Source organism: Xenorhabdus sp. PR6a (assembly GCF_028599065.1).
GTDB lineage: Bacteria > Pseudomonadota > Gammaproteobacteria > Enterobacterales > Enterobacteriaceae > Xenorhabdus > Xenorhabdus doucetiae.
Window position 1 is genome coordinate 20105 of sequence record NZ_JAQRFJ010000025.1, and the last position, 26553, is coordinate 46657.

The following is a 26553-nucleotide window of genomic DNA, read 5'->3' on the forward strand; positions in this document are numbered from 1 at the left end:
ACCAACCCTATTTTTATATCGAAGGAGGCTTAAATGCCACCCCGTGCTGTTTTGCCTATGATGTTGCTCATATTTTCACTCATTGTATTTTTCATTGGTGCGACGGAATTTATGTTATCACCTATGCTCAAGCCGTTAGCAGATGCGTTTAAAACAACCACAGATAAAGCCGCCTGGCTGGTATCGGGTTATGCCCTCGCCTACGCACTTGCCGCACCGTTTTTTGGTTGGTTATCTAATCGGATCAACCAACACAAATTATTACGGGCATCTTTGCTGTTTCTTTTTTTGGATGGGTTAGCATTAACGATAGCGCCCAACCTGGAAATTGCCGTCGGATTGCGTATTTTTGGTGGTGTTGCTTCTGCCGCTTTGATTCCGACTATTTTTGCGCTGGTGGCCGATATTTTTCCGCCTGATCAACAAGCGCCAGCGATGGGCGTCGTCATGCTGGGTATGACCGCCGGAATTGTAGCAGGTCCTATTTTTGCCGGTATCTTAACCGAATTATTTTATTGGCAGGTGCCATTTTGGGTGAGCGCAACAGGATCTCTTTTGCTCTATGTCACAAGCAAAAAATTCATTCCAGATCAGATGAATGCCCGAAAATCGAATACCCTAAAAACAGTTCGCCAAACAGCCAGATTTCAATGGGTAAGCCAAGGCCACTTGATACGCCCCCTTATCGCCAAAGGGCTTTGGAATGGCACGGCAGTATCTGCTTTTCTATTGGCTGGCGAGGTCTTAAGACACCATTATGATCTGGCAACCGGCGCGGTTGGTCTCTCTGTGTCCGCATTAGGTATCGGGCTTGGTTTGGGTAACCTGTCCGTCAGTATGGTAAGGCACCTGAATCTCACAGATGAGTGCATACTTTTGTTGGCCATAGTCTTACTTTTCATCACCTGTTCTGCCTTTATGTTATTGCCCCTGTCTTTACTCTTTAGTTTGGGTTGCCTGATGTTATGGGGGTACACGCTTGGCCTTGCTGCTCCGATAAGCACGTCGATTCTGGCGAATCGGGCAAAACAGGAAAAAGGCCAAATATTGGCGATCTCAGAAAGCCTGAATAATCTGATCATTTTGTTTTTACTGCCAATCGCCACGATGTTGCTGACACAGCACGGCACCACGAGAACGACGATAATACTGGGAAGCGGTTTTATTGTGGCGATTGGGTTATCACTCATAGATCTATTGGTGACATTGTCACTTAATCGACGTCATTAAAACGTTGGCGTTCAGTGACAAAAATCAGCAAGTCGAGTTTGGGTATCATGGAATGCTTTTTTTAGCCATCCAAGAAAGAGTGACTGTGGCGTATTGGCTTCGAAAGTTTCGGGTGATATCAAATAATAACGCCTGACATCCAATCATTCCACGCTTCTGGACGAGTATGCGTATGCAATAGCGTCAGTAGTTGGTGTGTGATAGCGTGATTTTCTGTTTCGGGTAAACAAATTGGGCCTATCCATTCTTTTCCCAGCCGTTCAGCAACGTAGCGTCTATCCCATAGGAAATCATTGCGCCGAATAGCTAAATTCACTGAACTGCGTGAAAAATCGATATAGCCACCACCAGAAACTAAGTGAACTTCAATATCAGGGTAATGTGCTTTAAATGTTATTAACTTGGGAATGAGCCACTTCATCATAATGGTGGGTTCACATGAAACCACTAGTGGTGTTAATGGTGAAGTTTGTTGAAGCCGGTCAATGGTCAGTGCCATTAATCCAAATGCTTGCTGGCAGGCTTGTTTCAATTGTTCACCTGCTGACGTTAAAAAAATCCCCCTATTCCTCCGTTCAAACAATATGGTAACGGGCGGCGGCTTCGAATACCCGTAGTGCATTCAATGACGGGAGATTTTTCATTACAGTCCTTTATTGTTGATTTTTTTCTCAATCATTCCAGCGTAAATTAATCGTTATTCTTTAGTCAAAAAATCCAAGAGAATAAGTTAATAAAATATGACCAATGAGAGCTAGAGAACATAATGACAGAGTTAATTGCTGTAGCCGTTATTACCATTCTTGCTGTTATCAGCCCCGGCGCTGATTTTGCGATGATCACCCGCAACAGTTATCTTTATGGCCGACGGGCAGGTATAGTGGCCGCTCTTGGGATCGCATCAGGGATATTAGTTCATGTTGCTTATACCATTCTTGGTATTGGTATCTTGATTGCCCATTCTCCCAATATATTGTTTGCTATAAAAATTGCAGGAGCAGTTTATCTGATCTATATCGGCTATAAGACCCTCATATCAAAAACGGAAGTTGATATTGATATCAACTCAAGTAAAAACACTTCCATAGCTTCATTTAGAACGGGTTTCCTGACTAATGTATTAAACCCCAAATCAACACTGTTTGTTGTCAGTACATTTACTCAAATTGTTTCATCATCGACTGGCATTGGGTTACAAATGGGTTATGGGATCTTTATGTCCCTTATGCACCTCATTTGGTTTATTGGGGTGGCTGTTTTCTTCTCTCACCATAAACTTAGAGCCGCCATGTTGGTAAAGCAGACCATACTCAATCGGATCATTGGCGTCATTTTAGTGGGATTAGGAATTTCTCTGGGGATAATCCCTCTCGCTAATGGGTAAAAAAACGACAGCAACCAAGAGGATTAACGATTATGCCAATCAACTTTAATGCCCGTGAAAATAGACATACTTACCTTTATTGTCTTTGAAAGAGCACTTATCCACCATATCAACCAAGAAAATAGAATCACTTGTTTTGCTGAAGCCCACCGCTTATTGCGTTCTGGCGGCATGTACATCTTGCAGGACAGAACCTTACAAGATATCCAACTTCCTGGTTCACCTGAACATATTCGTGGTTATATCTTTGATGTTTATCCTCACCTGCGAAATTTTGAAAATCAACGTAGGCCAGATACGGTTGAAGTGATTGATGGATTACAATCCATTGGTTTTAAACAAGTTAAAGCGTTTTCTCTTTTGGAAAAACGCACCGTCTATAAGAGCTTTTCCCAATTAGCCACCGATTTTCAGGCACGAAAAGGTCGCTCTATTTTGCATGAATTAAGTAATAAAGAGATAGCTCACTTAATCAGGCATATTGAAAAATCACTGGGTGCTGAGGTTGATATTGTTGAAAAAGATTTTTGGACGGTATGGGTAGGCATAAAATAAGAGTAAGCAATATAGGCAATGGAAAAAACCCAGGCTTGAGAGAGCGTCTCCCAAGCCTGAGTCCAATTTATTATTTGTTGGCACGGCAGTATGTATCAAAATGAGTCCATATTATGATGACGTTACATAATTCGATATTTACTGCGAATATCCCTGACCTGAGATTTTAATTGACCGCAGCCCCCCAAAATTTCTGTTCCATCACTGATATCTGATATACATCGAAAACCTGCTTCAGTAAGTGCCTTGGCAAAAGACTGCATCTTTTCTGAGGGATTCAATGTGATGCCATTGATATCACTTACTTCATTCAAATATTTTAGCTTGATAATGAATGTGTCTTTATCTACCAGATCTTTTAACCGAGCTAAATCCTCTTGTGAATCATTTATTCCCTCTAACATCAAATAATTGACAATAACGGGTACATTTTTATGGTGATGGTATGCTGAAAAATGGTCAAGCAGGTCTTTGATACCAAATTTTGCTTTTGATGGAATGAGCATATTGCGCTGTTCGTCCGTTGTGGCATGAAGTGAAATGGATATCATATCCAGCGGAAGATCATAAATTTTATCTCCAGCGTGGCGAATACCCACCGTTGTCAGTGTCACCCTATCTGCCAAGGTTTGTTTTTTGAACTCAGCAATTGCGCCACTGATCTCTTTCAGATTCAGCATTGGCTCACCCATTCCGGCAAATAATATCGTATTGAGTCTTTGGCTATCTCCCAGTGCCTCTGAATGCAGTAAATGTTCATGGCATAACAAAACCTGTTGGACTATTTGTTCTGTTGTCATATTTCCCAATGGCTGTTGCCTGCCTGTTTCACAGAAAATGCAACCGACCGCACAACCGTATTGACTGGATATGCAGAGATAAGGCAAATGTTGGTTTGTATGTATAAAGAAAGTCGATTCAACGCTTTTTCTTAAGTCTGAGTCACTTGCTGATAGCAAATATTTCTTAGAGCCATTTTCAGACTCCATGATTTCGCTGATTTTCATTTTTACACCTTCTCAATATTCTTGGGCACGGCGACGCATATCTGAAACCCCACACATTTTGGGACTGGACAACGGCAAATCAGATTGCATGACTTCTTGGTGTGTTTTAACTGGATCAAGGAATAATTGATGAATTTTGTCCAGACTCAATTGGGAAAGATAACCACTATTAATCCCTTGATAATCTTCTGGAACTGTGGTTGTGGTAGGAAATAAAAGTTGATCAGGATATAAGCGACCGCTCCAAAATTCGTCACCTTTACCCAATGGTTTAACCATACTAGGCTCAACAATTTCAGAAATTTTTGCATTATTAGGGAATCGCAAGCTGTTTTCGGCTGCGGGATAGTCATGGATTACCATCCAATCAACAATATTTTGCTGCCGTTCCATTAACCCAATATCTTTAAAGAATGTTGTTAACACAATTGGAATCACTATTCCGCCTGTATCACGATAATATTCAATAAAATTTAGCCGTTTCTTTAATTGCTCATTGGTATCTAGTGCGCTGACAGAAACTCTCATCTCAGATTTGACCGCAATTAAACGCTGGGCAATATCATCAGTCATTTTTTTAAAGGCTTTGGTGATAAAAATCATTAATATTCCAGCTTCCCGTGCTAATTCGGCCATTCGTGTAGACACTTCCCAATTCCACGAAGGATCGCTATTCCATCCGCATCTGATGTATTTTTGCGAATTAGGTAAGGCTTGTAGATCACTGGAAAAAATATTTTCATCCAAATGATTATCAATACGTTTACCAAAGTCGATACCATTTTCCCAACTGGAGATGGCGGAAAAACACATACCATAACAAGCCATACTTTCTGGCAAACAGCCAGTCACTACATCGGTGGTTAAGCTATTAAATGGTAAATCACCCGCGATTCCTGCCCGAATCAACATGGGTTCAGCCGGACTGAGATCACGCCCCTGAGTATGTTTTTTATTACTATTTCTAATCAGTCGAGTAATGGATTTTTCTTGCTCTTTCGTAAGATTCATATTTAAATTCCCCCAACAGCCCAACCAGGTATTTCAGGTTGGTATAATGTATCAGGATATATTTTTAATCCTTTAATAAATCTATTTCCGGTAAAACATTCGCGGCGATGTAAAAGCTGGCTATTGTCATATAGCAGCAAATCCCCCTCCTCCCATCGATGGGAATAAATATTTTCTGATGATAAGATTTTTCCTAAAATAGATTTTTTAATTATACCTGAGTTTGATAAAATTTTTTCATCGTGAAAAAATGCGATAGTATTTTCACTGACATAAACATAACGTTGTTTTGTTTGCACATTTTCAAGTATGACAGGATGAGCAACCGTAATATGAGGTGCGTTGTCATGTGAAGCTGCCGGCTGGCGAGTGGAATATAAGTTATTCAGCATCGACACTTCATCATGGGTGAAACCAAGGTGATTTGCTGCTGTTGAAGCAAAAGAAGTATTGCCACCGCTAAATTGCACTACCTCACCATATAAGATGCTAACTGAGGCGGGGTTAACCCTAAACTCCTGATCAGAATGCCAAAAATCGGTGTCATTTCCGGCAAAACCCAGTTGCTTACCATTGTTATCACAAATATTTGTCAAGTAAGCGATATATTTTCGGTTGTCTGATAACGAAATTTTTCTGGCGGGTTCTTCGAGTTTTCCGCTTCCTATACGTTGTGCAAAATGCACCAATGCTTCATCGTCCATATTTTGATTCTTAAAAACCAAGAGAGCATATTTCGATAGGTACAACTTTATTTTTTCATATTCTTCTAGTGATAACTCTGAAAGATTTCGGCCGATTATATATGCGCCAAAATTCCCATTAATAGGCTCGATCATAAATGACATAAGTTATTCCTATAAAAATATTTATTTAGTTAAGGATGATTGATGGTTTTATATTTTTTATTCACACCTCCTTAATTCATTATCTGTATTATTATCTTTAGTGATATTAAACATTACTCTTTATAGACTTCATGTGCAGTGATATTTCTTGTCAAATGAAAGGTTATATTTTCATTTAATGTTAATTAAATGAAAAACATTTGCAATTTAAGCATCAATGATTTTGACTCGCATTGAAAACGTTTTTATTTTGTGACAAAAATCACATTTTATTATATGAAGAATAAATGATTGTTTTTCATAGGACTGTGAAATAATATATTTGTTATCTATTGATTATATTAAGAAAATAAATTTTCATAATTTGAATTAACAGCCAACTTAAAATACTTAATAAAATAAAAACATCTAAGATAAAAAAAGAGCTTATGTTTATCTAAGCTCTTTTTTAGTTAAAAAACTATTTTTCAGTTAGTTAAACGATACCTGAATGTTTTTCAGGCCTATTTTAACTAACCAATAAATGGTACATCCGGTTCTAATCTCAATCGGGCTTTTTTATCTTCTTCATCGACAATCTGGGTTAATTTCTTAACAAAAATAGCTTGAAGCTGTTCCCAGAACTCTTCAAAGTGTTCTTCATCGCGTAAACAATAAGTCATTACCGCAGCCCGTAATACATAGATATTGCGGACTTTTTCCCATTCACTGCGGTTAAAACCACATTTCTGTGCATGGTGCCACGGCGTATCGCCATATTCTTTATAATCTAAGATGGTTGATGATGTGAGAAAATCGTTGGTATAAGCGCGCCCCGCAGAGTATGAACAAAGCTCGTACAGACGCTTGTTAAGCGCATTATGATTGCTCAGGCTTTCATTGCCTACTTCTTTAAATGTAAAGTTGATCATATGGAAATCAGGGGATGGAAAAATATGCACTTCAAATCGATGCTTGCCGATTTCTATTGGTGGTAAGTTTGCCAATTTGTTCAACAAGCTTTGTGCCGTGACAATGCCGGCAGCAATGACTTTCCCATAGCCATTAATGTTTAAAGGTAATAAACGATGGGCAGCCCAAAGTGCCGCTGCTGTTGCTCCCGATTTTGAACCTTCCATGATGGATGAACCCAGAATCCCCCGATTCTTGGTGCTGGTTTTATCAGCATGGCCTTCAAATACGTATGCTGCGTGCGAAGAGATCAGTTCAAGAATGCGCTTATCTTTCATGCAGATGGCGCCAGCGGCATATTGAATAAAACCCACTTTATGCGGGTCGACGGTAATCGAATCAACGTCTTTCAATGCCTTGAAACTCTGATAAACTTCCGGTTTTGGCCAACTGATATTTTCTGGCATGATCCCCGCCGAACGGTGGTAATTGGCCAGTTCATCATATTCCACAAATTCACCTTGCTCATTTAAGAGCATGGAACACGCATATCCTGCATAAGCGGCATCTACGTGAATATAGAATGATTCACCATAACGTTCTTCACACTCTTTTCTTAACGCAATCACTTCATCAATCCGATCAATGGCGCCAACTTCCGTCGTCCCCACCACGGCAATCATCGCCAGGATAGGTTCACCTTGCTCAATCAGTCCAAAGGTGATTTTCCGCATTTGGGCAACATCAGTTTGATAATGATCATTTACAGGCAATGGAATAATGTTTTCCTGGCCAATACCGAAAATATCTGCGGCTTTCATCCAGGAATAGTGTTTGGATTGTGGAACCAGTAACTTGCCTAGAATTTGTGCTTTAACGCCAGTTCCACGGCATGTCATATCGCGGATTTCTTCAAACAGCCCACGTTTTTGCAATTCGGTAATCAAATCCAACAGTTCGGCAGTTGGCATATTTTTCAACTGCTTAGGTGTCTTATGCTCGATCAGATCTTTTGCTTTAGGATGTTGGGATATTGCAAAAGATAATGTTTTTAAATTCCTGGCTACCCACAATCCTTCATAGTTAGCCACGGTGCCACCAGAAGTAATATGCCCCCAAGATTGCTGAGGGTTATAGCCAAACATGCGGCAGAGATCCAACCCTGATTCCAGCTCTAATTCTGTTGTTGTCGGGGATGCTTCATAACTACAGTTATTCGGGTTGTACATCATGGCCATAACGTAGGCAAGATTAGAAACCATCAAGGTATCACTGCTGATATGACCGAGGTAACGGGGAGAAAAGAAAGGAATAGACGAATTTTTCAGTTTTGCTGACAACTGATTTAAGATCCCTTCTGTACGATAAAGCGTTTCTCTGTAGTTATGTTCATAGCGATCAACGGATGTCACTAAGGTAGAATCTTCAGGGTGAAAACCTGAACGCCAATGCATATGTTCACTAACTGCATAATCCATCATCTCTCTAAAAAAAACAGCGTTCTCTGATTTTGGCCCCAAAAACAAGGCATCTACATTTAAATTAGGATGAAACGGTTTAGTCATGATCATGTAACCTTTTAACTGATTCTTTGTGTTTTGTCTTAAATTAAAAATTTATAAAATCATTAATAATTTCATTTTTATTTTCTGTTCTAACGACAAATGCCTTGCGGTGGTGATAAACCCCCCACAATAACTCAACGAAAATAATTGTTTGATTTTCGATCACTGAAATCGCATAAAAATCATTCTGCAATATATATCGAACTAATATATACAGATATAAAACATAATGCTTAGAATATTAATAATAAGTTAATAATTAATTTTAAATTTGTGCGCTACCACAAAGAAATGAAAAGAACACCTGATAGTATTAAATAGAAAATATTTACAAAAGAAACTATAAAATGGTTAATTTTATACATAACAGAAACCGTAATATCGCCCCAGTTTCTGTTATGTCGAGCGAAGAGCGAAAAGAATAGGATTAATCAATCAAGAGAGTATGAATCATCTTTCATACATTTCACATAATAAAAAATGTATATTGATTAATCACTTCAGCGATGAACACGAGGGCTGCCCCGATGAGAATGGCATGGTTTTTAATGGAATAGCTTTTATTAATCAATAAGTTATTTCTTCCTTTCCATAGAGAGTAACTCAGGATTACCATCGCAATAATATACAGGCACCATGAAAGCATTCTTAATCCAAAGGCACTTTTGATATTGAATTCAGCTTGGGGTGGAAAAATAACATTAGCATTGACTATTGTAACTTCCGATAACCACTCCATATAGGCGGGTTGTTCAATCAGTCGCATTGTGATGCTGATAAAAACAATCAACAGAGCTGCCATCACCAATTTAACAGGCAACTTTCCTTGGAGGCATTTTCCTAACGGATAAGCAATAAATGACAGCGCCAACGCAGGCCCTAACGTAAATACTGCGCTATAAAATAGAAAATAGGTGTTAATATTTGCCCATGTGATCATGGCACTATTAACGTAAATAATCGCCATATAATAGAGATCAATTAAACCAATAACGCCAATCACCAGCATAATATAAACATATGCGTGTTTTGTAATCATAAAGAAAAGTGTGTATAAGATCAGCCCCCCAAAGTAGATGGCAGCAAAGAGTGTTTCTATATTTACCCATCCTTGTACTATGTTCTGCAATGCGTGATAAACATTAAATGGGTGTCCTAGAATGTTTAAAGAAGCAGTCAGCCCTACTCCTGCCAGTGTGCTACTGACTAATAATGTTCTTAGTAATACTTCTTGCACAAAAATGGTCACTGGATGTTGCCATGTGTTTGACTCATGCTTCAACCAGTAAATATAAAGCCCGTTCATCAATACAAGCCCTACTGAGCTTTGGACTATCATTGTAAGTGCAATTAACAACCATTCACTCATGTCAACCCTATTTCATTTGTCTGTAACCAAATAACATCATCGACGTGTATTATATCAACATATTATTAATTCAATTTCAGTTTTATTGAGATATTATATTGAATGGCTAAAATTTTACGCAAGTGCGACATTAATCCCCCCAAATTTCCTTTTCTTACCAGAATGATAAATACCGTGATAGTGGGAGTACTTACTCTTATCAGAGCAACCTAAATATGTTAAGTTTACGCATATCAATCACTTCTAATGAGTATTCCCTATGATCCCGGAAAAACGTATTATTCGTCGGATTCAATCTGGTGGTTGTGCAATCCACTGTCAGGATTGTAGCATTAGCCAGCTTTGCATTCCTTTCACCTTAAATGAACATGAACTTGACCAGCTTGATAATATCATTGAGCGTAAAAAACCCATCCAGAAAGGGCAAACGTTATTTAAGGCTGGTGATGCACTAAAATCACTCTATGCCATCCGTTCTGGGACCATCAAAAGCTATACTATTACCGAAGAAGGTGATGAACAAATTACAGGTTTCCACCTTGCCGGTGATTTAGTTGGATTTGATGCCATCATTAATACTGAACATCCCAGTTTTGCCCAAGCCCTGGAAACGTCAATGGTATGTGAAATCCCATTTGAAACGCTGGATGACCTTTCCGGAAAAATGCCTAATCTCCGTCAACAAATGATGCGTTTGATGAGTGGGGAAATCAAAGGCGACCAAGAGATGATTTTGCTGCTTTCCAAAAAGAACGCAGAAGAGAGATTGGCTGCCTTTGTTTACAATCTGTCACGCCGCTTTGCACAACGCGGTTTCTCTCCCCGCGAATTCCGCCTTACCATGACACGCGGTGACATTGGCAATTACTTAGGCTTGACGGTTGAGACAATTAGCCGCTTGCTTGGCCGTTTCCAAAAAAATGGTATTTTGGCTGTCAAAGGTAAATATATTGCGGTCGAAGATATGGGTAAATTGACTGAGTTGGCCGGCAAGCCTTCGGCTAATGTGTCCTAACATTAGCTAAATTTTAGGCCAGATCACGATATTTTGCTGATCTGGCGTACTCTTTCCCTGTTATAGTTGTCCATATTGGTTTATCTTCTGTACGAAAGAGGCATCCAGACTCTGCGAGGAACTCAATATGGCAAACTACCAAAACCTCTTGGTTGCAATTGATCCCAATCAGGATGATCAACCCGCCTTAAGGCGCGCAGTTTATATCGTGCAACGTAATGGAGGGAGAATTAAAGCGTTTTTACCTATTTATGACCTTTCATATGAAATGACGACGTTACTTTCTCCAGAAGAAAGAAATGCGATGCGAAAAGGTGTTATAGGCCAACGCGTCGCTTGGATAAAACAGCAAGCCCATTACTATCTTGAATCAGGCATTGATATTGAGATCAAAGTGGTTTGGCATAATCGTCCTTATGAAGCCATCATTCAAGAAGTCATCATCGGCAATCACGACTTGTTATTGAAAATGGCACATCAGCATTCCCGATTGGAATCGATGATTTTTACCCCGCTCGACTGGCATCTGTTACGTAAGTGCCCTTGCCCAGTGTGGATGGTAAAAGATCAAACATGGCCAGAAAATGGTTCTGCTGTTGTGGCTGTCAATTTATCGAATGAAGAACCTTACCATAATGAACTGAATCTAAAATTGGTACGCGAAACACAAGATCTTGCCAATCGAATTGTAAAAGACCCCTTGGTTCATCTTGTTAGCGCTTATCCCGTCGCACCTTTAAATATTGCAACTGAATTACCTGACTTTGACCCTAATGTGTATAACCAGGCATTGCGCGGTCAACATTTGATCGCCATGAAAGAGTTGCGCCAAAAATTCTATGTGGATGAACAACAAACTCACGTTCATGAAGGCGTGCCGGAAAAAGTGATCCCTGAAGTTTGTGATGAACTCAATGCGGGGGTGGTGGTTTTAGGTATTCTTGGCCGAACGGGTTTATCAGCCGCATTTCTTGGCAATACCGCAGAACATGTTATCGATCGACTAAAATGTGATTTGTTGGCGATAAAGCCTGATGGATTTGTTTGCCCAATCAAGGTAGATGAAGAGTAATGTACTGATTGCCCGAATTTTGTTTCGGGCAATCATGCTTTTCAAGTCGGTCAGTTTGGGCGAAAAACCTTTGAGGAATGAGTTAGAAATTTAAATTTCTGGCGGCATTCCTTAAGCGTTCATCTCCGCGTCGATCATACTTCTGGGTTGTCGTGATGCTTGAATGCCCCATTGCATCTTTGACGGTGACGATATCTTCTCCATTGTCCAACATAGCTGATGCAAATGTCCTGCGTAGATCATGCGGGGCAAACTTTTCCAACCTGCTTTCTATCCTGCGTGTTTCAAGGATGTGATAGATTGCTTGATCTGACAAACGGTTATCGGTTACATCATCATGACGACGAATGCGGGTAAAAAGTGGACCCGGATGATCACCACGCACTTCATCTATCCAACGATTTAAACGTTCCCATGTCCCTTCCGGCATATAAGACAACCGTTCTTTATTACCTTTTCCCATCACTCTTAGCGCTTGTTCGCGATGAATAATGTGTTTTATATCGAGTGAAACAATTTCTGAACGACGAAGCCCACACCCGATAAGCACACCAATTATGGCAGCATCACGTAATCCTTTGGTGCTGATATCATTTTCGCAGGTAAAAAATAATGTTTTTATTTCATAACGTTCAAGCGCCCTGCCTTTTGGTAACCGGTTTCCCCTGACAGATCGCACCTGTTTTATATGTTGAAAACTATCGGTATCGAGTTGCTTCATGGTCCATGCTTCCAACGCAACGCCTTTCAAAGCAGCAAGATAAGTATTAATTGTTGCGGGAGCTTTACCCGAATCTGAAAGCATTTCCATAATTGCCTGAATATGGTGGCGACGGAGTGCATGCCAAGTACAGTCCTGCACATTTTGGTAGCCCAACATTTTTGCCACGATATCCAGAAATGATTTCATGGTTTGGCGACTGCGTTTTGATCCAAGACTGACAAGATAGGCAATGGCGGGATTGTTATAGTTTTGCCTTCCTGATGCTGACAGCGATATCAGCATATCCTGTTCTTGTTGATAATCGGCCGGCACAATCAGTGATTTTTTATCACCACTATTTTCATGTTCGAACGGAGCAGACATTTCCATTTCCCTATTCCAGTTGGTTTATTTCTTATGCGATTTTGGTGCGCCTTAATGGTTACGCTCCGTAAAAATTACGGTCAATCACTCACACCATCTTATTTAATAAATCTTACTTTTTCAAATGTATATTTTAATAAGTAGAGTATTTTTTGAAATGAGAGATATGCATAATATATTGAATAATAATGATAAATTTAAATTGGCGGGATTTTATGGATGGATTGTTTTGGTTGTAAGTTAGTATGAGTAATCACCAGAATCGTGTTACTGGATTAGAAAAAAAATCACACAAGGTGATTTTTTTAAATTTGTCAGTGTCAAAGGTGACATTAAGTTTTAGCGAACTTACTGAGATAATTTGTACTGGGATTGCTTAGACCAACCTTCTGCATACCACTGTGCTTTTCCATAGGTATAATCAGGAAATTCAGTTTCCAATGTTGTTTCTTTTTTCAGGATACGACGCACCATATCCGCCAATTGGCGAAGTTCTTCGACATTGCGAATTTCTAGCGGTGCCACGATAGCGACATGACGATAGCGCTCCAGCATTTCGACTTTCATAGAGGGCGTGATAATAAAATCAGCTTCTTTGCGTAAACGGATTTTTTCTGCTTCCACTGCATCCCCCCATCTCCGTCGGTCTTCATTGGGAAGCAGAATGTAGTAATGTACTTTTTTCCGGCTCCGCCCCACTTTTTTGTAGTTTTTTTCGGTCTGAAAGAAATTATCGCCTTCGGTGTGAGCATACAGATGGTTGGCTGCTTTCAGGGCGGCGTCCTCAATTTTGTCCCAATAAACACAGCGAGGATGCTGCCATGTCACTACAACGCGCACTTTGCCCAGAATAAAAGCAACATCATCCCACCAAGATAATTCGTCCGGATCACGTTCTCTGTAATCATGATAAACCAAAATGCCTTGTTCAAATTGGTTGTGATGTTGATTACGATGATACTGTTTAGCCAGACGGCGATTTCGTTCAAATTTTCTGTTTTTCATAAGGTTGTGTTATCTCCTGGCTCTTTAACTATAAGCTGGGGCTGTATTAAGTTTTCTTCAAATTCAGCCCCTAACTTCCTCATTTCATCCAAAATAAGAGACAATTCGCTTTGATCTAACGTCAATTGGGCTGCTACGAAAAAAAGGATATGTTGATTTAATTCTCGCGGTTTTTCACCTCCAGTGTACTTGCGCCATTGGTTACTGCTAGATACCCCCGCAAGTTCTGCCATTTGTTGCCCCGTAAAATGCAATCGGCCTTTAAGATCAGTCAGATCATTTGTTGAAGGAGGGATGTAATTCTCAATTAGTCGCATAAGTATTCCATTAAAAAATGGGGCACATAGCCCCATTCATTAACCTACAAAAATATATTTTATGGCCGCGATGACGACTGCAACCCCAACCGTAAGGATTATTTTTTTCAGCCAATCTATATCACTTTTGATTGATGTTAAATCAGCTTTTAAATTGCTTTCTGTTTGTTTTAAATCCTCTTTTGTCGCCGTACTGACGTTTTGTAAGTCCGCTATAATCTCGACAATTTTTTCTGCTTGTGATTCATCCATGCCTGATTCTTTTAGAGATTTAATGGCGTTATGTATATTCATAGTTATGGACGGCATTTTTCACCCTCTTAGGGTTGATGGCTGCTGATCATCAGCTACCTGTGTAATTAACACTAACACCAAAGGGGCTAATTAGCTAGATTTTTATGCAACTCCCCGCTTCCGCATACGTTTTACCGAGGCAGCGCAATAAACCCCTCCTCCAACCCATAAACCTCTATTCCTTCCGGCATGGACTCTCCGATAGTGACCTGACGAGACACAACCTGACGTTTTAAATCCGGACGCCAATTGACAATTAATTGCCCATTGCTATCGCGAGTCAATGCGGCTTCGGGTACAACAATGCCCTGTTCATTGCGATAAATAACAATATTGACTTTAGCACTCATTCCCGGCCTGATGGGATAACCTTGGTTCATGGATGAAGTGACTTTAATCACCACATCGTAATAAATCGCCGATCCGGGTTTATCCGTACTCACGCTTTGCATCGCAATGGTTTCAATTTCTCCATCCAAAAGATGATCAGAAAATCCCTCCCCGCTAATTTTTACTGCCTGCCCTTCTTTGAGTTTGGCGAGATCGGTTTCTTCAACTTGGGCCAGTACCTGATATTGTGTGGTGTCCATCATTTCTAATAAGGGCATCCCTTCGGTAACTCTAACGCCGGTCTGAATCGTTAAGAGTTTCTTACTTTCCCCCTGTGCTGCCGCCCTAAGCACGACTCCCGAAAATGGTGCTTTAATTTCTTTATGTAAATATTGCTCTTGCAGCGCCTGATAACGGCTTGTTGCATTTTGAAGTTCCATTTCTGCAACACGGACATTATTGACGCTGCCTTTTTGTCGAATAGAGGTAAGATCATCCTGTACGGAAGCCAGTTCCGTGAGTTGCCGGCGAAGTTGTTGCTGGAGATTTTCCACTTCCATTTTTGGCACGATGCCCCGCGAAAAAAGTGCCTGCGTCTTGGCAAGGTTATTTTTTAATTCGATAACCATATGGTTCGCATTTTCAACATTTCTTCTGGCACGGATCACGTCTTGGCTATTTTCCCAATCATGCAATTGGTCAACGGCAGATGAGGCCTTGATCATCTCAACTTGTGCTTGCCGAAGCTCAATATCAATCTTTCGGGTATCAAGTGTCACTAAGGTCTGGCCGGCTTCAACTCGTTGCCCTTCTTTGACCAAAACCTGTTGGATAATGGCATCAAATGGCGCGGGTATGGTTTCAAGGCGCGCAGATTGTAGATGACCAACTAAGCCAAGTCGTTTTTCTATCACGCGTTGTTTTACTGCAATCCATTGTACCGATTCCTGATCCGGAGAGGGTTTTAAGAACAAAAAGGCAAAAAAACAAACTATCACGATAAATATGCCCGCTATGGCCCAGCGATAACGTTTAATCATTGAGGGTTATCTCCCAGCTTTCTAAGGTCGTGCCAAGAATGTGATCCAGTTCAGCCTGAGAATTGAGATAGTGAATCAGGGTATTCAAGCGGGCATTTTCAGCATTTCTCAGGTCAGTTTCAAAACTCAGAACCTGAAAGTTGCTGGATCGCCCGGCCTGCAATTTTTCCTGTTCAATGTCGAGTTTCTGTTGCGAAAGTGAACGGGCTTTTATCGCTAATTGATATTCCTGCCAGCGTGATTCGGTATCACGGATGACATTGATGACTTTTTGTTCCAGATTTGTTTTTGCCTCTTCCACGTGTAACGTCTGTTTCTGGACGTTGACTTTGGCCTGAACTTCCGTTTGTTTCTGTGTCATATCACCAATCGGAATATCCAATTGTATCCCCACGTAATTTTCCCAGTTTCGAGGTTCAGAAGAGGATGAACGATACTGGGATCGCCCTCCAACCAGTGATAAATCCCAGAGCCGCTTATTTCGTGCCTGCATTAATTGAATCTCTGCCGTTTTTGCGGAAAGTAATTGGGTAAGATAATCCGGTTGTTGAGCCTGTGCCTTTTTAATGGATTGTTCAATATTCAGGCTGACGTGAGTGCCTTTCAATGTATCTGTCGCATAAATCGGGGTTTTATGGTTTAGCGCGAGTAATTTCAGTAACGCCAGTTTCGTGGTATGTACATTATTTTCAGCCTCTTTTGCTGAAAGCTCCTGCATGGCGAGATCAGCCTGCGTTTGTATGATATCGGTCTGCGCCATTCTGCCTGCATCAATCAACTCTTTATTAATTGCCACTAATTTCTGCATACGCTTAAGGGAAGCAACCGATAATGATTGTTGCTCCTGAGCACGAAGTAACGCATGGTATGCCAGAATAATTTGTGTGATTGAATCAGAAACCGTCGCTTTTAAAGTCAGCCGGTGGGTTTGTTCCTGGAGTTTGGCCAGCAAAATCGGGGCATTATTCACATCGGTGCCGGCTCCCCGTAAAAGTGGTTGGATCACCGTCATACTTGCACCATCATTGTGAAAATTGTTTCTCCCCGATTTGGTGTTTTCACGTGTCCATGAAAGTGTAAAACGAGTTCCCAACGGCGTGAGTAATGTGGCATTCGGCGAAAGGTTCAATTTCCTGAAACCGGCATTCTGATTTTTACCCGCCATGTAACGCCCGCTAAGCTGTAACTTTGGTGTAAACCGGTCTTCTGCTACCCGTAAATCAAATTTCTGCGCGACACGATCCAAATAAGCACTGCGTATCGCATAGTTATTTCTCAAACCCAGCCCTATTGCATCGCTCAGCGACAAGCCGATAACCTCTTTCGCTGGTTCTGATAAAGTTAATGGTGCCTGTTCAGCGGCAAAAAGCCCGGTTTGAGGAAAAAGAAGAAATAAACTCAACGAGCCATAAAGGAGATATTTTTTAGTCATCGCGTAATGCCTGTACGGGTTCCATTTGAGAGGCTTTGTGTGCAGGATAAAAACCGGAGATAAGTCCCGCCATGATTGAACTCCCTATCCCTAACGGAAGAGATAATGGAGCCAGAGAAAATGACCAGCCAGAATAAAGGACAAAAAGGCCGGAGACGATGATACCAGCCAGTGCACCCAGCATGGCACCGGCGAAAGTCAATGCCGCCGCTTCATACAAAAAAAGCCGCCGGATATCCTGCGTTCTTGCCCCTAACGCCATCCGCAATCCAATCTCTTTGCGTCGGGTCGATACGTTCATCAACATCACATTGGAAATGGCAATGCCGCCGGTAAGCAGCGAAATGACCGCCAACCCGATTAACATAAAAGAAAATGTTTTACTTTGTTCTTCCTGCCCTTGCAGAAGTTGTTCAGCGACCCGGACATCAATATCAACTGCCGGAAACTTGCGTTTGAGCAACGCCAATAAATCTTTTGCATCAGTTTCTGTGGTGGCCGTGGTGATGGTGCGGGCAATAATGCCATTCAGATCGGTATTGGGTGATATTTTGCGCATGGCATTGATAGGAACAATCACCACTGAATCGAGCGAAAAAGGAAAGATCGGGTTTTGCCCTTTTATCTCGAATATACCAATAACGGTGTATAGATAATTACCAAGCTGAATTTGTTTGCCAAGCACACGGGATGGCTCCCCTTCACCAAGAGTAACAGCCACTTCGTTGCCAATCACCAGATAAGGAGATTGTTGATCATAATCAGAGATAAACCGGCCATAACGCAGCCGCAACTGCATGACCTCTTTCAGTTCCGCAGAGGAGCCTATCAGGGTAAATGTATCTGTTTTTCCGTTATAACGTCCGGGAGAAGGAAAATAGATCCACGGTGCTGCTGAAGATAATCCCGGAATTGCCGTTGTCAGGTCGGCCATGTTAAGTGATGCACTATCAATTCCATGATCGTAGGTGTTCAGATTGACGGTAATAACGTTGATATCCAGCCCGCTGAACATTTTCAGTGCCGCAAGGCTGGCGTTATGTCCGGTATTCACAAAGGCCACAATCGATGCACACCCAATGGCAATCCCTGATAAAGCAAGCAAAGTGCTTCTTCCCGTTGCCAATAAATTCCGCCAGGCTTCTCGCCAAATCATTAATACCGACATACCATAATGGCTGGGCTGATGATCACGCATAAATGGTTACACCTCTGGTTTCCTGCAATTGACCATCAATCATGCGTAATTCACGCTGCATATGGTTTGCAACCATCGGGTCATGTGTGATAACGACCAGTGTCATCGCTTTGTCTGTGTGAAGGGAAGAAAGCAGCAATAAAATTTCTTCTGCCGTTTGTTGATCTAAATTACCGGTGGGTTCATCGGCCAACAGTAACGAAGGTTCTCCCGCCAGTGCTCTGGCGAGAGCCACTCGCTGCCGCTGCCCGCCGGATAAGTCGGCCGGATAATAAGCAGCACGCTGTGAAAGCCCTACCAAATGCAGTTTTTCTTCGGCAATTTTATGCGCTTGTGAGGAAGTCAACCCGCGGTAAAGCAGCGGCAGAGCGATGTTTTCTGTCGCTGTCATTCCGGCCAACAGATGAAAACTTTGAAAAACAAAACCAATTTCTTTATTACGCATTCTGGCACGCAGGTCGGCATTGGCTGTGGACATATTGACACCGCAAAGAAAATATTCCCCAGAGGTGGATTTATCCAGCAGACCAAGAATATTCAGTAAAGTGCTTTTACCTGATCCCGATGTTCCGACAATCGCGCAACTCTGGCCGGCATAAATTTGTGCTGTAATATTTTTTAGAACCGGTGTTGGGTTTTCTCCGCCCTGTTGATAAACACGGGTTAAGTGCTGCATATTGATAACCGGTGATATCGGCGTTGGCGGCTGAATAGCATTTATAAGATCCATTGTTTTTATAATTTCTCCGTTTTAATCCTCTTTTTTCATTAAATTAACTGACTTCCATTTACATTGATAACTTAATAATTCATTGAGCAATTATCAATAATCTTTCTTATGTCGGTGATTAATAGCGCCGTAATGATTTGTCATAAATTATGATAATAAAAGCCAACTTTCTAATCCAGAATGAAATATATAGATGATATATAAATTTTAAAATTGCGATATCATCCGATGATGATTTAGATTTGGCTTGCATTATTAGAAGTGACTTTACAAGCAATAAAATTAACTTTCAAATTTTAAGACGATTACAGGAGAATGTTTATGTTTAAGAAATTATTGACAGTTGGGGCATTGGCGACAGCATTAATTGGTGGAATTGGGACTGCAATAGCAGAATACAGTTGCCAATCTACAGATACGCGTTACAAGGGAACTGACTCTCGAGGAACGCTCTACGAGAGATATGTTGTTAATCCCAATAATAACTTTGCCAATACATTTACTAGTGATGGAATCAAATGGTATTTAAAAAGGGTTGATGGAGCGTGTAAATTCCGTACTGGGAATACAGCTTACCAAGCTTACTATGAAGGAAGAACGTACTAATTAGCCAAATAAAATTATTATCATAGTTAATTTTAACACAGGTAAACCTCGTTGAAATAACGAGGTTTTTTGTTATAAATAATAAAATCCCATGTCTTCCCTTGATAACGTTTTTTAAACGCCTTCTTTTAAAAATCATTTGCCGCATTGAATTTCAGAGAAATTCATATACAAAATTATAATAATTAAATTATAAAAATAAAATTATAAAAATAAAATAGAGCTTCGCATTTATATACGAAGCCCATAGAGGTTATTTGAACTTTCCAATTACAAAGCCCGAAGAATCGCCTCCACACTCTCCTTGGCATCGCCAAATAACATCTGTGTATTTTCTTTAAAGAATAAGGGGTTTTGCACTCCGGCATATCCGGTATTCATTGAACGCTTAAATACAATGACATTCTGTGCGTGCCAAACTTCCAGGACCGGCATTCCGGCAATGGGACTGGCAGGATCTTCTTGAGCAGCGGGGTTTACGGTGTCATTGGCGCCAATCACTAAAACCGTATCGGTTTCGGAGAAATCATCATTAATTTCATCCATTTCCAGAACAATATCATAAGGCACTTTTGCTTCGGCCAGTAACACGTTCATATGACCCGGTAACCGCCCCGCAACGGGATGAATCCCAAAGCGAACATTAATGCCCTTTTCACGCAATTTCGCGGTAATGTCATGCACCGGATATTGCGCTTGAGCGACTGCCATGCCGTAACCCGGAGTAATGATCACCGAAGTGGAATTTCTCAACAGTTCAGCGACCTCTTCCGCCGTTGTTTCACGATACTCTCCCAGTTCTTGTGCATCCCCTCCAGCCGTACCATCGGTGCCGAAACCGCCGGCAATGACACTGATAAAGGAGCGGTTCATCGCCTTGCACATAATATAAGACAGGATGGCCCCCGAAGAACCGACTAAAGCACCGGTGACAATCAGCAAGTCATTACTTAGCATAAAACCTGCCGCCGCTGCCGCCCAACCTGAATAGGAGTTCAGCATGGAAATAACGACCGGCATATCCGCCCCGCCAATGGAAGCCACTAAATGCCAGCCAAAAGCCAGTGCGATAATGGTCATCACCAGTAAAGTGAAAACTTGCACGCCAACACTTTCTGTTTTGATAAAGGCAAACATCAGGATCAGGGAGACGATCAAGGCGGCCAGATTCAATTTGTGCCGGTGTGGTAACATCAATGGCTTGGAAGAGATTTTTCCGCGCAATTTACCAAATGCCACAACCGAGCCGGTAAAGGTGACGGCACCAATAAATACCCCAAGAAAGACTTCGGTCAGATGAATATTTTCCATAATGGGGGTGGCAAAAATATCGTGGGTGGCGAAACTATTAAACCCAACCAGCACCGCCGCCAAACCGACAAAACTGTGCAAAATGGCCACCAACTCCGGCATCTGAGTCATTTCCACTTTTTTGGCGAGACGAATGCCAATAACTGCACCGATGACCATGGCTAAAATAATCCAGCCAACGTTACCCGCATCTGGCCCTAAGATCGTGGCAATCAAGGCAATTGCCATACCAACGATGCCAAAGATATTACCGCGTTTAGCGCTTTCGTGGCGGGAAAGCCCGGCAAGACTGAAAATAAATAAAATGGCGGCAACAATATAAGCGGCTGTAACTACTCCGTTCGACATAAGCTATCCCCTTATCCTTTACGAAACATTTTCAGCATACGTTGAGTGACCGTAAAGCCACCAAAAATATTGATGCTGGCAATTAATACGGCAATGAATGAGAAGAAACTTACCCATCCCCCTTGACCAATTTGCAGTACAGCCCCAACCACAATGATGCCGGAAATCGCGTTAGTGACGGACATTAATGGGGTGTGCAATGAATGGCTGACATTCCAGACAACGTAATAACCGACCACACAGGACAAGGCGAAAACGGTAAAATGCGATAAAAACTCTTTCGGCGCAACATCTGCCAGCCAGCCATACAGAATGATGGCGAGTGCGAGCAATCCATACTTCAGCCACGGAGATTTGGGCTTTTCTGCCGGTTTTTCCTCTTTCTTTGCTGCGGCGGGTTTAGCCGTTGCTGGTTGGGCTGAAACTTGGATGGGTGGTGCTGGCCAGGTGATCTCACCCTCTTTAATCACAGTGACGTTACGTATAACGACATCAGCAAAATCGATGGATATTTCTCCATTTTTTTCTTTGCACAGTAGTTTCAGCAAGTTGACCAGATTGGTGCCGTAGAGTTGTGATGATTGCGTTGGCAACCGGCTGGGCAAATCCGTATAGCCGATAATTTTTACCCCATTGGCTGTCACAATAAGTTTATCGGCTTGGGTATATGCACAGTTGCCTCCCGTTTGGGCGGCCAGATCGACAATCACACTGCCGGGCTTCATGGCGTCAACCATCTCCTTTGTGATAAGCCGTGGTGCCGGTTTCCCCGGAATCAATGCCGTAGTCACGATAATATCGACTTCTTTGGCTTGTGCAGCAAACAACGCCATTTCGGCTTCGATAAAGGCTTCTGACATCACTTTTGCATAACCGTCACCGCTGCCGGCCTCTTCCTTGAAATTCAATTCCAGAAATTCAGCCCCCATGCTTTGCACTTGCTCCTTCACTTCTGGACGCGTATCAAAAGCGCGAACAATCGCACCGAGGCTACCGGCCGCACTAATGGCCGCCAATCCCGCCACACCCGCGCCAATAATCATGACTTTCGCTGGTGGTATTTTGCCTGCTGCGGTAATTTGCCCCGTGAAAAAACGGCCAAATTCATGAGCGGATTCAACAATGGCGCGATAACCGGCAATATTTGCCATTGAGCTGAGGGCATCTAAAGATTGTGCGCGGGAAATTCGAGGCACGGCATCCATCGCCAGAACGGTGACCTTGCGTTCTGCCAGCTTTGCCATTAAGTCTGGATTTTGCGACGGCCAGATAAAACTGATCAGCGTCGCACCTTGTTTCATCAAGGCAATTTCATCATCGTCAGGGGCGTTGACCTTTAAAATGATATCGGATTGCCAAACTGGGTGGATTTCTGCTATATCCGCCCCCGCTTTTTGATAAGCGACATCATCAAAACTGGCCAGTTTACCTGCTCCCGTCTCAACGGTGACGTTAAATCCCAATTTACGCAATTGCTCCACGGTTGATGGTGTGGCAGCAACGCGCGCTTCATTGGAAAATTGCTCTTTTGGTACACCAATACGCATAATGTTTCCTTCTTTAAGAATGAAATATTGCTGATTATGACCTTGTTGAAGCCTATTTAACGATTAGTTTGACTTTATTGCTGCTATCAGCGAAATCTATCAAGAGAATACCAAATAGTAACTCAATGAAAATAATCTCAACGAATTATCATCATAAAGGCAGAAAAAGCAAAATGACCTTTTAATGTAAACTATTCTTTAATTCATATAACTTACTATATTTATTAAAATTCTTGGTGTCATAGACTAAAAACAGCTTATCGTTTCTTAGAAGACATAATTTATTGCGACAATTAGCATTATTACATGTAATAATTGCGCCCTATGTGATACATAACAATGTTCAGCCCGTTATAAATATTTTAATGCGCAAGGCGAAAGGATTTTTTATGAAGCTGAAGACAACGATCATCGCTACCGCGGTGCTCTCAATAACCATGATGACTGCTGCTCATGCGGCTAAAGAGTTGACACCAGAACAAGCAGCAGAGATTAAACCTTTTGAGCGGATCTCGGTGACTGGTCGTTTTAATGCCATTTATGAAGCTGCTGACGCAGTTTCCCGTCAGGCCGATAAAAAAGGTGCTGACAGTTTTTATATCCAGAGCCTCGATGACCTCAATGGACGTGGTAACTTACGTGTTGTTGCCGATTTGTACCATAAAGATGCGGAAAAAGCAGATAAAACACCTAATTATCGCATCTACCGCGGTATCAAAGAGTTACCTAAAATTGAAGCCACCACTTTAGAACCTTTCGATACGGTAACCGTGAACGGCTATTTCCCTACTGATCCTGACCTGAAAGAAGCTATCGCTAAAGAGGCTAAAAAGAAAAATGCAGCCTCCTTCTTTATTGTGCGTGATATTGCACCTAATAATGGTGGCAACCAAATAGTCACCGCCTATGTTTATAAAGAGGATGCGCCAAAACGTAAAGTTCAGTCTAGTGAGGCTGTAATCCCAGCCGATTCTGAAACAGGACGCAAGGCGCTGGCACAAGGTGGGGAAGAAGCCAAGAAAGTTGAAATCCCAGGTGTGGCTTCTTCAACTTCAACCAGTAATGTGATTGGCAACTTTTTTGAAACCCAGTCAGCAAAAGGTGGGCGTTACACTGTCACTCTACCTGATGGCACAAAAATTCAAGAGTTGAATAAAGCATCCGCCGCTCTGATGGCTCCGTTCGATTCCATCACCTTCTCTGGTTATTACACTACCGCACCTGAGGTTTCTTATCAGGTTGCTAAACGCGCAGCAGAGAAAGGCGCAAAATATTACCATATCACAAGAGAATGGCAGTCTAATGGTGGCAACGTTACCATCAGTGCAGATTTATTCAAATAATGATATATTCAAATAAAATAGTTCAGTAATTCGTAAAAAAAGGCACAAATGTTTTTTGTGCCTTTTCTATCTTCTTTTTCTGAGGGTTTTATTATTTATCTATATCAATAACTTCCTGCAAGTTAACAATTCATCAACATCATATTTTGGTATGATTTACAGATGACCCCGTTTAGCCTCCCTTTTCATTGACATTATTTACATAATTGTTCGTAATTTGTTTCACTAGTGTAAAATTTATAATCAATATTATCAAACCTGTTTATCTTATGAACATTACTATGTTTATTAAGGCGATAATACGTATTAGAAAAATTATCTGTAATTCATTTTCTTACTCCTCCACACAATTTTATGCATAAAATTTATATTTTTTTGCATAGTCAACCATTGCATACCCTCCTTTCACTCCGTAGAATCGCCCTGTTTTTAGATTTATCTGCTAAATCCGTACTGCAATCCATCGCATGGATGCAATAAATGTCCAATATGTGTTCGATATTCAGGACAAGTGTTCTGGCTAATCGTGTCGATTATATTATTTTTGGGAACGTATCTTTGGAAAAAAAATTAGGCCTTACGTCTCTGACTGCACTGGTTTTCAGTTCTATGGTCGGTGCCGGCGTATTCAGTTTGCCGCAAAACATGGCGCAGGCAGGCAGTCCTGCAGCATTAATGATTGGTTGGGGAATAACAGGCGTAGGTATTCTCTTTTTAGCCACTTCCTTACTTTTACTTTCACGACTTCGCCCTGATTTGGATAGCGGTATTTTTACTTACGCAAGAGAAGGTTTTGGCGAGTTAGTTGGATTTTGTTCTGCATGGGGATATTGGTTCTGTGCCATTATTGCCAATGTTTCTTATTTAGTTATCGTCTTTGCCGCGTTAAGTTTTTTCACTGATTCCGAACACTCAATTATCTTTGGTGATGGCAATACCTGGCAATCATTGATAGGTGAATCTATTTTACTCTGGTTTGTTCACTGGCTGGTATTGCGCGGTGTACAAACGGCTGCGGGAGTCAACTTGCTGGCAACAATGGCAAAATTATTGCCATTGGGCATGTTTATTATTTTAGCTGTTATCGCTTTTAAGATGGATGTTTTTTCCTTTGACTTTAGTGGCATTGAAATGGGCGTTCCCGTCTGGCAGCAAGTTAAAGATACGATGCTCATTACACTGTGGGTTTTCATTGGTGTTGAAGGTGCGGTTGTGGTTTCTGCGCGAGCCAGAAAACGCAAGGATATTGGTATCGCAACGGTGCTGGCTGTTATCTCAGCATTAGGGGTATATGTACTGGTTACCCTGCTTTCATTGGGCTTGGTTACCAGACCTGAATTGGCCGCTATGCGTAATCCCTCTATGGCAACGTTGATGGTTGGGTTAATGGGTTCCGCAGGTGAAATTGTAATTATTGCTGGTTTGATCATCTCTGTTTGCGGCGCTTACCTGAGCTGGACAATCATGGCAGCAGAAGTCCCCTTTATCGCGTCATTACACGGTTCATTTCCTAAGGTATTCAAAAAACAAAACAGCAAGAAAGCGCCTGAGTCATCACTTTGGATCACAAATGGCGCGGTTCAACTCTCTTTGATTGTTATTTGGTTAAGTGGCAGTAACTACAATACATTACTTTCTATTGCTTCTGAAATGATCCTTGTACCTTACTTTCTTGTCGGTGCATTTTTAGTGAAGGTCGCCTTCCAACGCAGTAGCCGCGCTCTACTCTTTATTGCCTTAAGCGCTTGCACTTATGGATTATGGTTACTTTATGCTTCGGGATTAATGCATCTCTTGCTTTCAGTTGTGCTATACGCCCCAGGACTATTGGTTTTCTTGTATGCACGTAGACAGGATCGGGAAAGAGCACCATTAACCGTAGTTGAGAAATCGGCCATTGTGATTTTGTTTCTGATGGCATTCCCGTCTACATGGCAGTTAATGCACTAGCAGTCATTTCGGAGCATTATAATTCTTGCTGTTTAATATACTTTTAAGTGAATAAAATAAGAGGAGAG

The 26553-nt window shown here is 41.5% G+C and carries 24 protein-coding genes; 8 read left to right on the plus strand and 16 right to left on the minus strand.

Annotated features, from left to right (window positions below; all coding sequences use genetic code 11):
* The first annotated feature begins 33 nt into the window (after positions 1-33).
* The gene (locus PSI15_RS08805) at positions 34-1230 is read left to right on the plus strand and encodes an MFS transporter (RefSeq protein ID WP_273583211.1); all 1197 of its coding nucleotides are present in this window, start codon (positions 34-36) and stop codon (positions 1228-1230) included.
* A 118-nt stretch (positions 1231-1348) separates the two neighbouring features.
* Here the strand turns inward: PSI15_RS08805 and PSI15_RS08810 are convergent, their stop codons facing one another.
* Positions 1349-1762 carry a LysR substrate-binding domain-containing protein gene (locus tag PSI15_RS08810; RefSeq protein ID WP_273583212.1) on the minus strand — a complete coding sequence of 138 codons (414 nt, stop codon included), beginning with the start codon at positions 1760-1762 and terminating at the stop codon, positions 1349-1351.
* 234 nt (positions 1763-1996) lie between these two features.
* Here PSI15_RS08810 and PSI15_RS08815 point away from each other — a divergent pair, with 234 nt between their 5' ends.
* Together PSI15_RS08815 and PSI15_RS08820 are read left to right on the plus strand one after the other, a co-directional pair.
* Positions 1997-2614, plus strand: a complete 618-nt coding sequence (locus PSI15_RS08815; protein ID WP_273583213.1) for a LysE family translocator — start codon at positions 1997-1999, stop codon at positions 2612-2614.
* A 54-nt stretch (positions 2615-2668) separates the two neighbouring features.
* Positions 2669-3169, plus strand: a complete 501-nt coding sequence (locus PSI15_RS08820) for a class I SAM-dependent methyltransferase (protein ID WP_273583214.1) — start codon at positions 2669-2671, stop codon at positions 3167-3169.
* 122 nt (positions 3170-3291) lie between these two features.
* Here PSI15_RS08820 and PSI15_RS08825 read toward each other — a convergent pair whose 3' ends face one another.
* The 5 genes from PSI15_RS08825 to PSI15_RS08845 all read right to left on the minus strand — a co-directional run bounded on the left by PSI15_RS08825 (position 3292) and on the right by PSI15_RS08845 (position 9860).
* Positions 3292-4176 (minus strand): radical SAM protein, encoded by an 885-nt coding sequence (locus PSI15_RS08825; RefSeq protein ID WP_273583215.1) that lies wholly within the window; start codon positions 4174-4176, stop codon positions 3292-3294.
* Positions 4177-4188: 12 nt separating this feature from the next.
* Positions 4189-5187 carry a hypothetical protein gene (locus PSI15_RS08830; protein WP_273583216.1) on the minus strand — a complete coding sequence of 333 codons (999 nt, stop codon included), beginning with the start codon at positions 5185-5187 and terminating at the stop codon, positions 4189-4191.
* Positions 5188-5189: 2 nt separating this feature from the next.
* On the minus strand, positions 5190-6035 hold the full coding sequence (locus PSI15_RS08835) for a TauD/TfdA dioxygenase family protein (protein WP_273583217.1): 846 nt from the start codon (positions 6033-6035) through the stop codon (positions 5190-5192).
* A 512-nt stretch (positions 6036-6547) separates the two neighbouring features.
* Entirely contained in the window at positions 6548-8491 is a 1944-nt protein-coding gene (locus tag PSI15_RS08840; protein ID WP_273583218.1) for a pyridoxal phosphate-dependent decarboxylase family protein, read from the minus strand.
* Positions 8492-8957: 466 nt separating this feature from the next.
* Positions 8958-9860 (minus strand): dimethyl sulfoxide reductase anchor subunit family protein, encoded by a 903-nt coding sequence (locus tag PSI15_RS08845; protein WP_273583219.1) that lies wholly within the window; start codon positions 9858-9860, stop codon positions 8958-8960.
* A 259-nt stretch (positions 9861-10119) separates the two neighbouring features.
* Between PSI15_RS08845 and PSI15_RS08850 the strand changes: the two genes are divergently transcribed.
* Entirely contained in the window at positions 10120-10875 is a 756-nt protein-coding gene (locus PSI15_RS08850; RefSeq protein ID WP_045970769.1) for an FNR family transcription factor, read from the plus strand.
* Between the two features lie 127 nt (positions 10876-11002).
* Complete coding sequence (gene uspE, locus PSI15_RS08855; protein WP_273583220.1) at positions 11003-11947, plus strand: universal stress protein UspE; 945 nt, start codon at positions 11003-11005, stop codon at positions 11945-11947.
* An 82-nt stretch (positions 11948-12029) separates the two neighbouring features.
* Here uspE and PSI15_RS08860 read toward each other — a convergent pair whose 3' ends face one another.
* The 8 genes from PSI15_RS08860 to PSI15_RS08895 all read right to left on the minus strand — a co-directional run bounded on the left by PSI15_RS08860 (position 12030) and on the right by PSI15_RS08895 (position 19380).
* Positions 12030-12953 (minus strand): tyrosine-type recombinase/integrase, encoded by a 924-nt coding sequence (locus tag PSI15_RS08860; RefSeq protein WP_273583232.1) that lies wholly within the window; start codon positions 12951-12953, stop codon positions 12030-12032.
* 429 nt (positions 12954-13382) lie between these two features.
* Positions 13383-14039 carry a hypothetical protein gene (locus PSI15_RS08865; RefSeq protein WP_273583221.1) on the minus strand — a complete coding sequence of 219 codons (657 nt, stop codon included), beginning with the start codon at positions 14037-14039 and terminating at the stop codon, positions 13383-13385.
* Positions 14036-14272 carry a hypothetical protein gene (locus tag PSI15_RS08870; RefSeq protein ID WP_273583222.1) on the minus strand — a complete coding sequence of 79 codons (237 nt, stop codon included), beginning with the start codon at positions 14270-14272 and terminating at the stop codon, positions 14036-14038. The genes PSI15_RS08865 and PSI15_RS08870 overlap by 4 nt, the downstream gene beginning before the upstream one ends.
* 123 nt (positions 14273-14395) lie before the next feature.
* The gene (locus PSI15_RS08875; protein WP_045970755.1) at positions 14396-14665 is read right to left on the minus strand and encodes a hypothetical protein; all 270 of its coding nucleotides are present in this window, start codon (positions 14663-14665) and stop codon (positions 14396-14398) included.
* Between the two features lie 116 nt (positions 14666-14781).
* Positions 14782-16020, minus strand: coding sequence for an HlyD family secretion protein (locus PSI15_RS08880; RefSeq protein WP_273583223.1), 1239 nt, complete (start codon positions 16018-16020; stop codon positions 14782-14784).
* Positions 16013-17452 (minus strand): TolC family protein, encoded by a 1440-nt coding sequence (locus PSI15_RS08885; RefSeq protein WP_273583224.1) that lies wholly within the window; start codon positions 17450-17452, stop codon positions 16013-16015. Before PSI15_RS08885 ends, PSI15_RS08880 begins: the two co-directional genes overlap by 8 nt.
* On the minus strand, positions 17445-18650 hold the full coding sequence (locus PSI15_RS08890) for an ABC transporter permease (RefSeq protein WP_273583225.1): 1206 nt from the start codon (positions 18648-18650) through the stop codon (positions 17445-17447). Before PSI15_RS08890 ends, PSI15_RS08885 begins: the two co-directional genes overlap by 8 nt.
* Entirely contained in the window at positions 18643-19380 is a 738-nt protein-coding gene (locus PSI15_RS08895) for an ABC transporter ATP-binding protein (protein WP_273583226.1), read from the minus strand. Before PSI15_RS08895 ends, PSI15_RS08890 begins: the two co-directional genes overlap by 8 nt.
* Positions 19381-19701: 321 nt before the next feature.
* On the opposite strand from PSI15_RS08895, the gene PSI15_RS08900 reads away from it, so the two are divergent.
* Positions 19702-19986: an LCI fold-containing protein gene (locus tag PSI15_RS08900; protein ID WP_273583227.1), complete on the plus strand. Its 285-nt coding sequence runs from the start codon at positions 19702-19704 to the stop codon at positions 19984-19986.
* Between the two features lie 270 nt (positions 19987-20256).
* On the opposite strand, the gene pntB is transcribed toward PSI15_RS08900, so the two are convergent.
* Positions 20257-21645 (minus strand): Re/Si-specific NAD(P)(+) transhydrogenase subunit beta, encoded by a 1389-nt coding sequence (gene pntB / locus PSI15_RS08905; RefSeq protein ID WP_273583228.1) that lies wholly within the window; start codon positions 21643-21645, stop codon positions 20257-20259.
* Positions 21646-21656: 11 nt separating this feature from the next.
* Positions 21657-23192, minus strand: a complete 1536-nt coding sequence (gene pntA, locus PSI15_RS08910) for a Re/Si-specific NAD(P)(+) transhydrogenase subunit alpha (RefSeq protein ID WP_273583229.1) — start codon at positions 23190-23192, stop codon at positions 21657-21659.
* Positions 23193-23581: 389 nt separating this feature from the next.
* Here pntA and ydgH point away from each other — a divergent pair, with 389 nt between their 5' ends.
* Both ydgH and PSI15_RS08920 read left to right on the plus strand, forming a co-directional pair.
* Positions 23582-24535, plus strand: coding sequence for a DUF1471 family protein YdgH (ydgH, locus tag PSI15_RS08915; protein ID WP_273583230.1), 954 nt, complete (start codon positions 23582-23584; stop codon positions 24533-24535).
* Between the two features lie 558 nt (positions 24536-25093).
* Positions 25094-26485 (plus strand): basic amino acid/polyamine antiporter, encoded by a 1392-nt coding sequence (locus PSI15_RS08920; RefSeq protein WP_273583231.1) that lies wholly within the window; start codon positions 25094-25096, stop codon positions 26483-26485.
* The last annotated feature ends 68 nt before the right edge of the window (positions 26486-26553 follow it).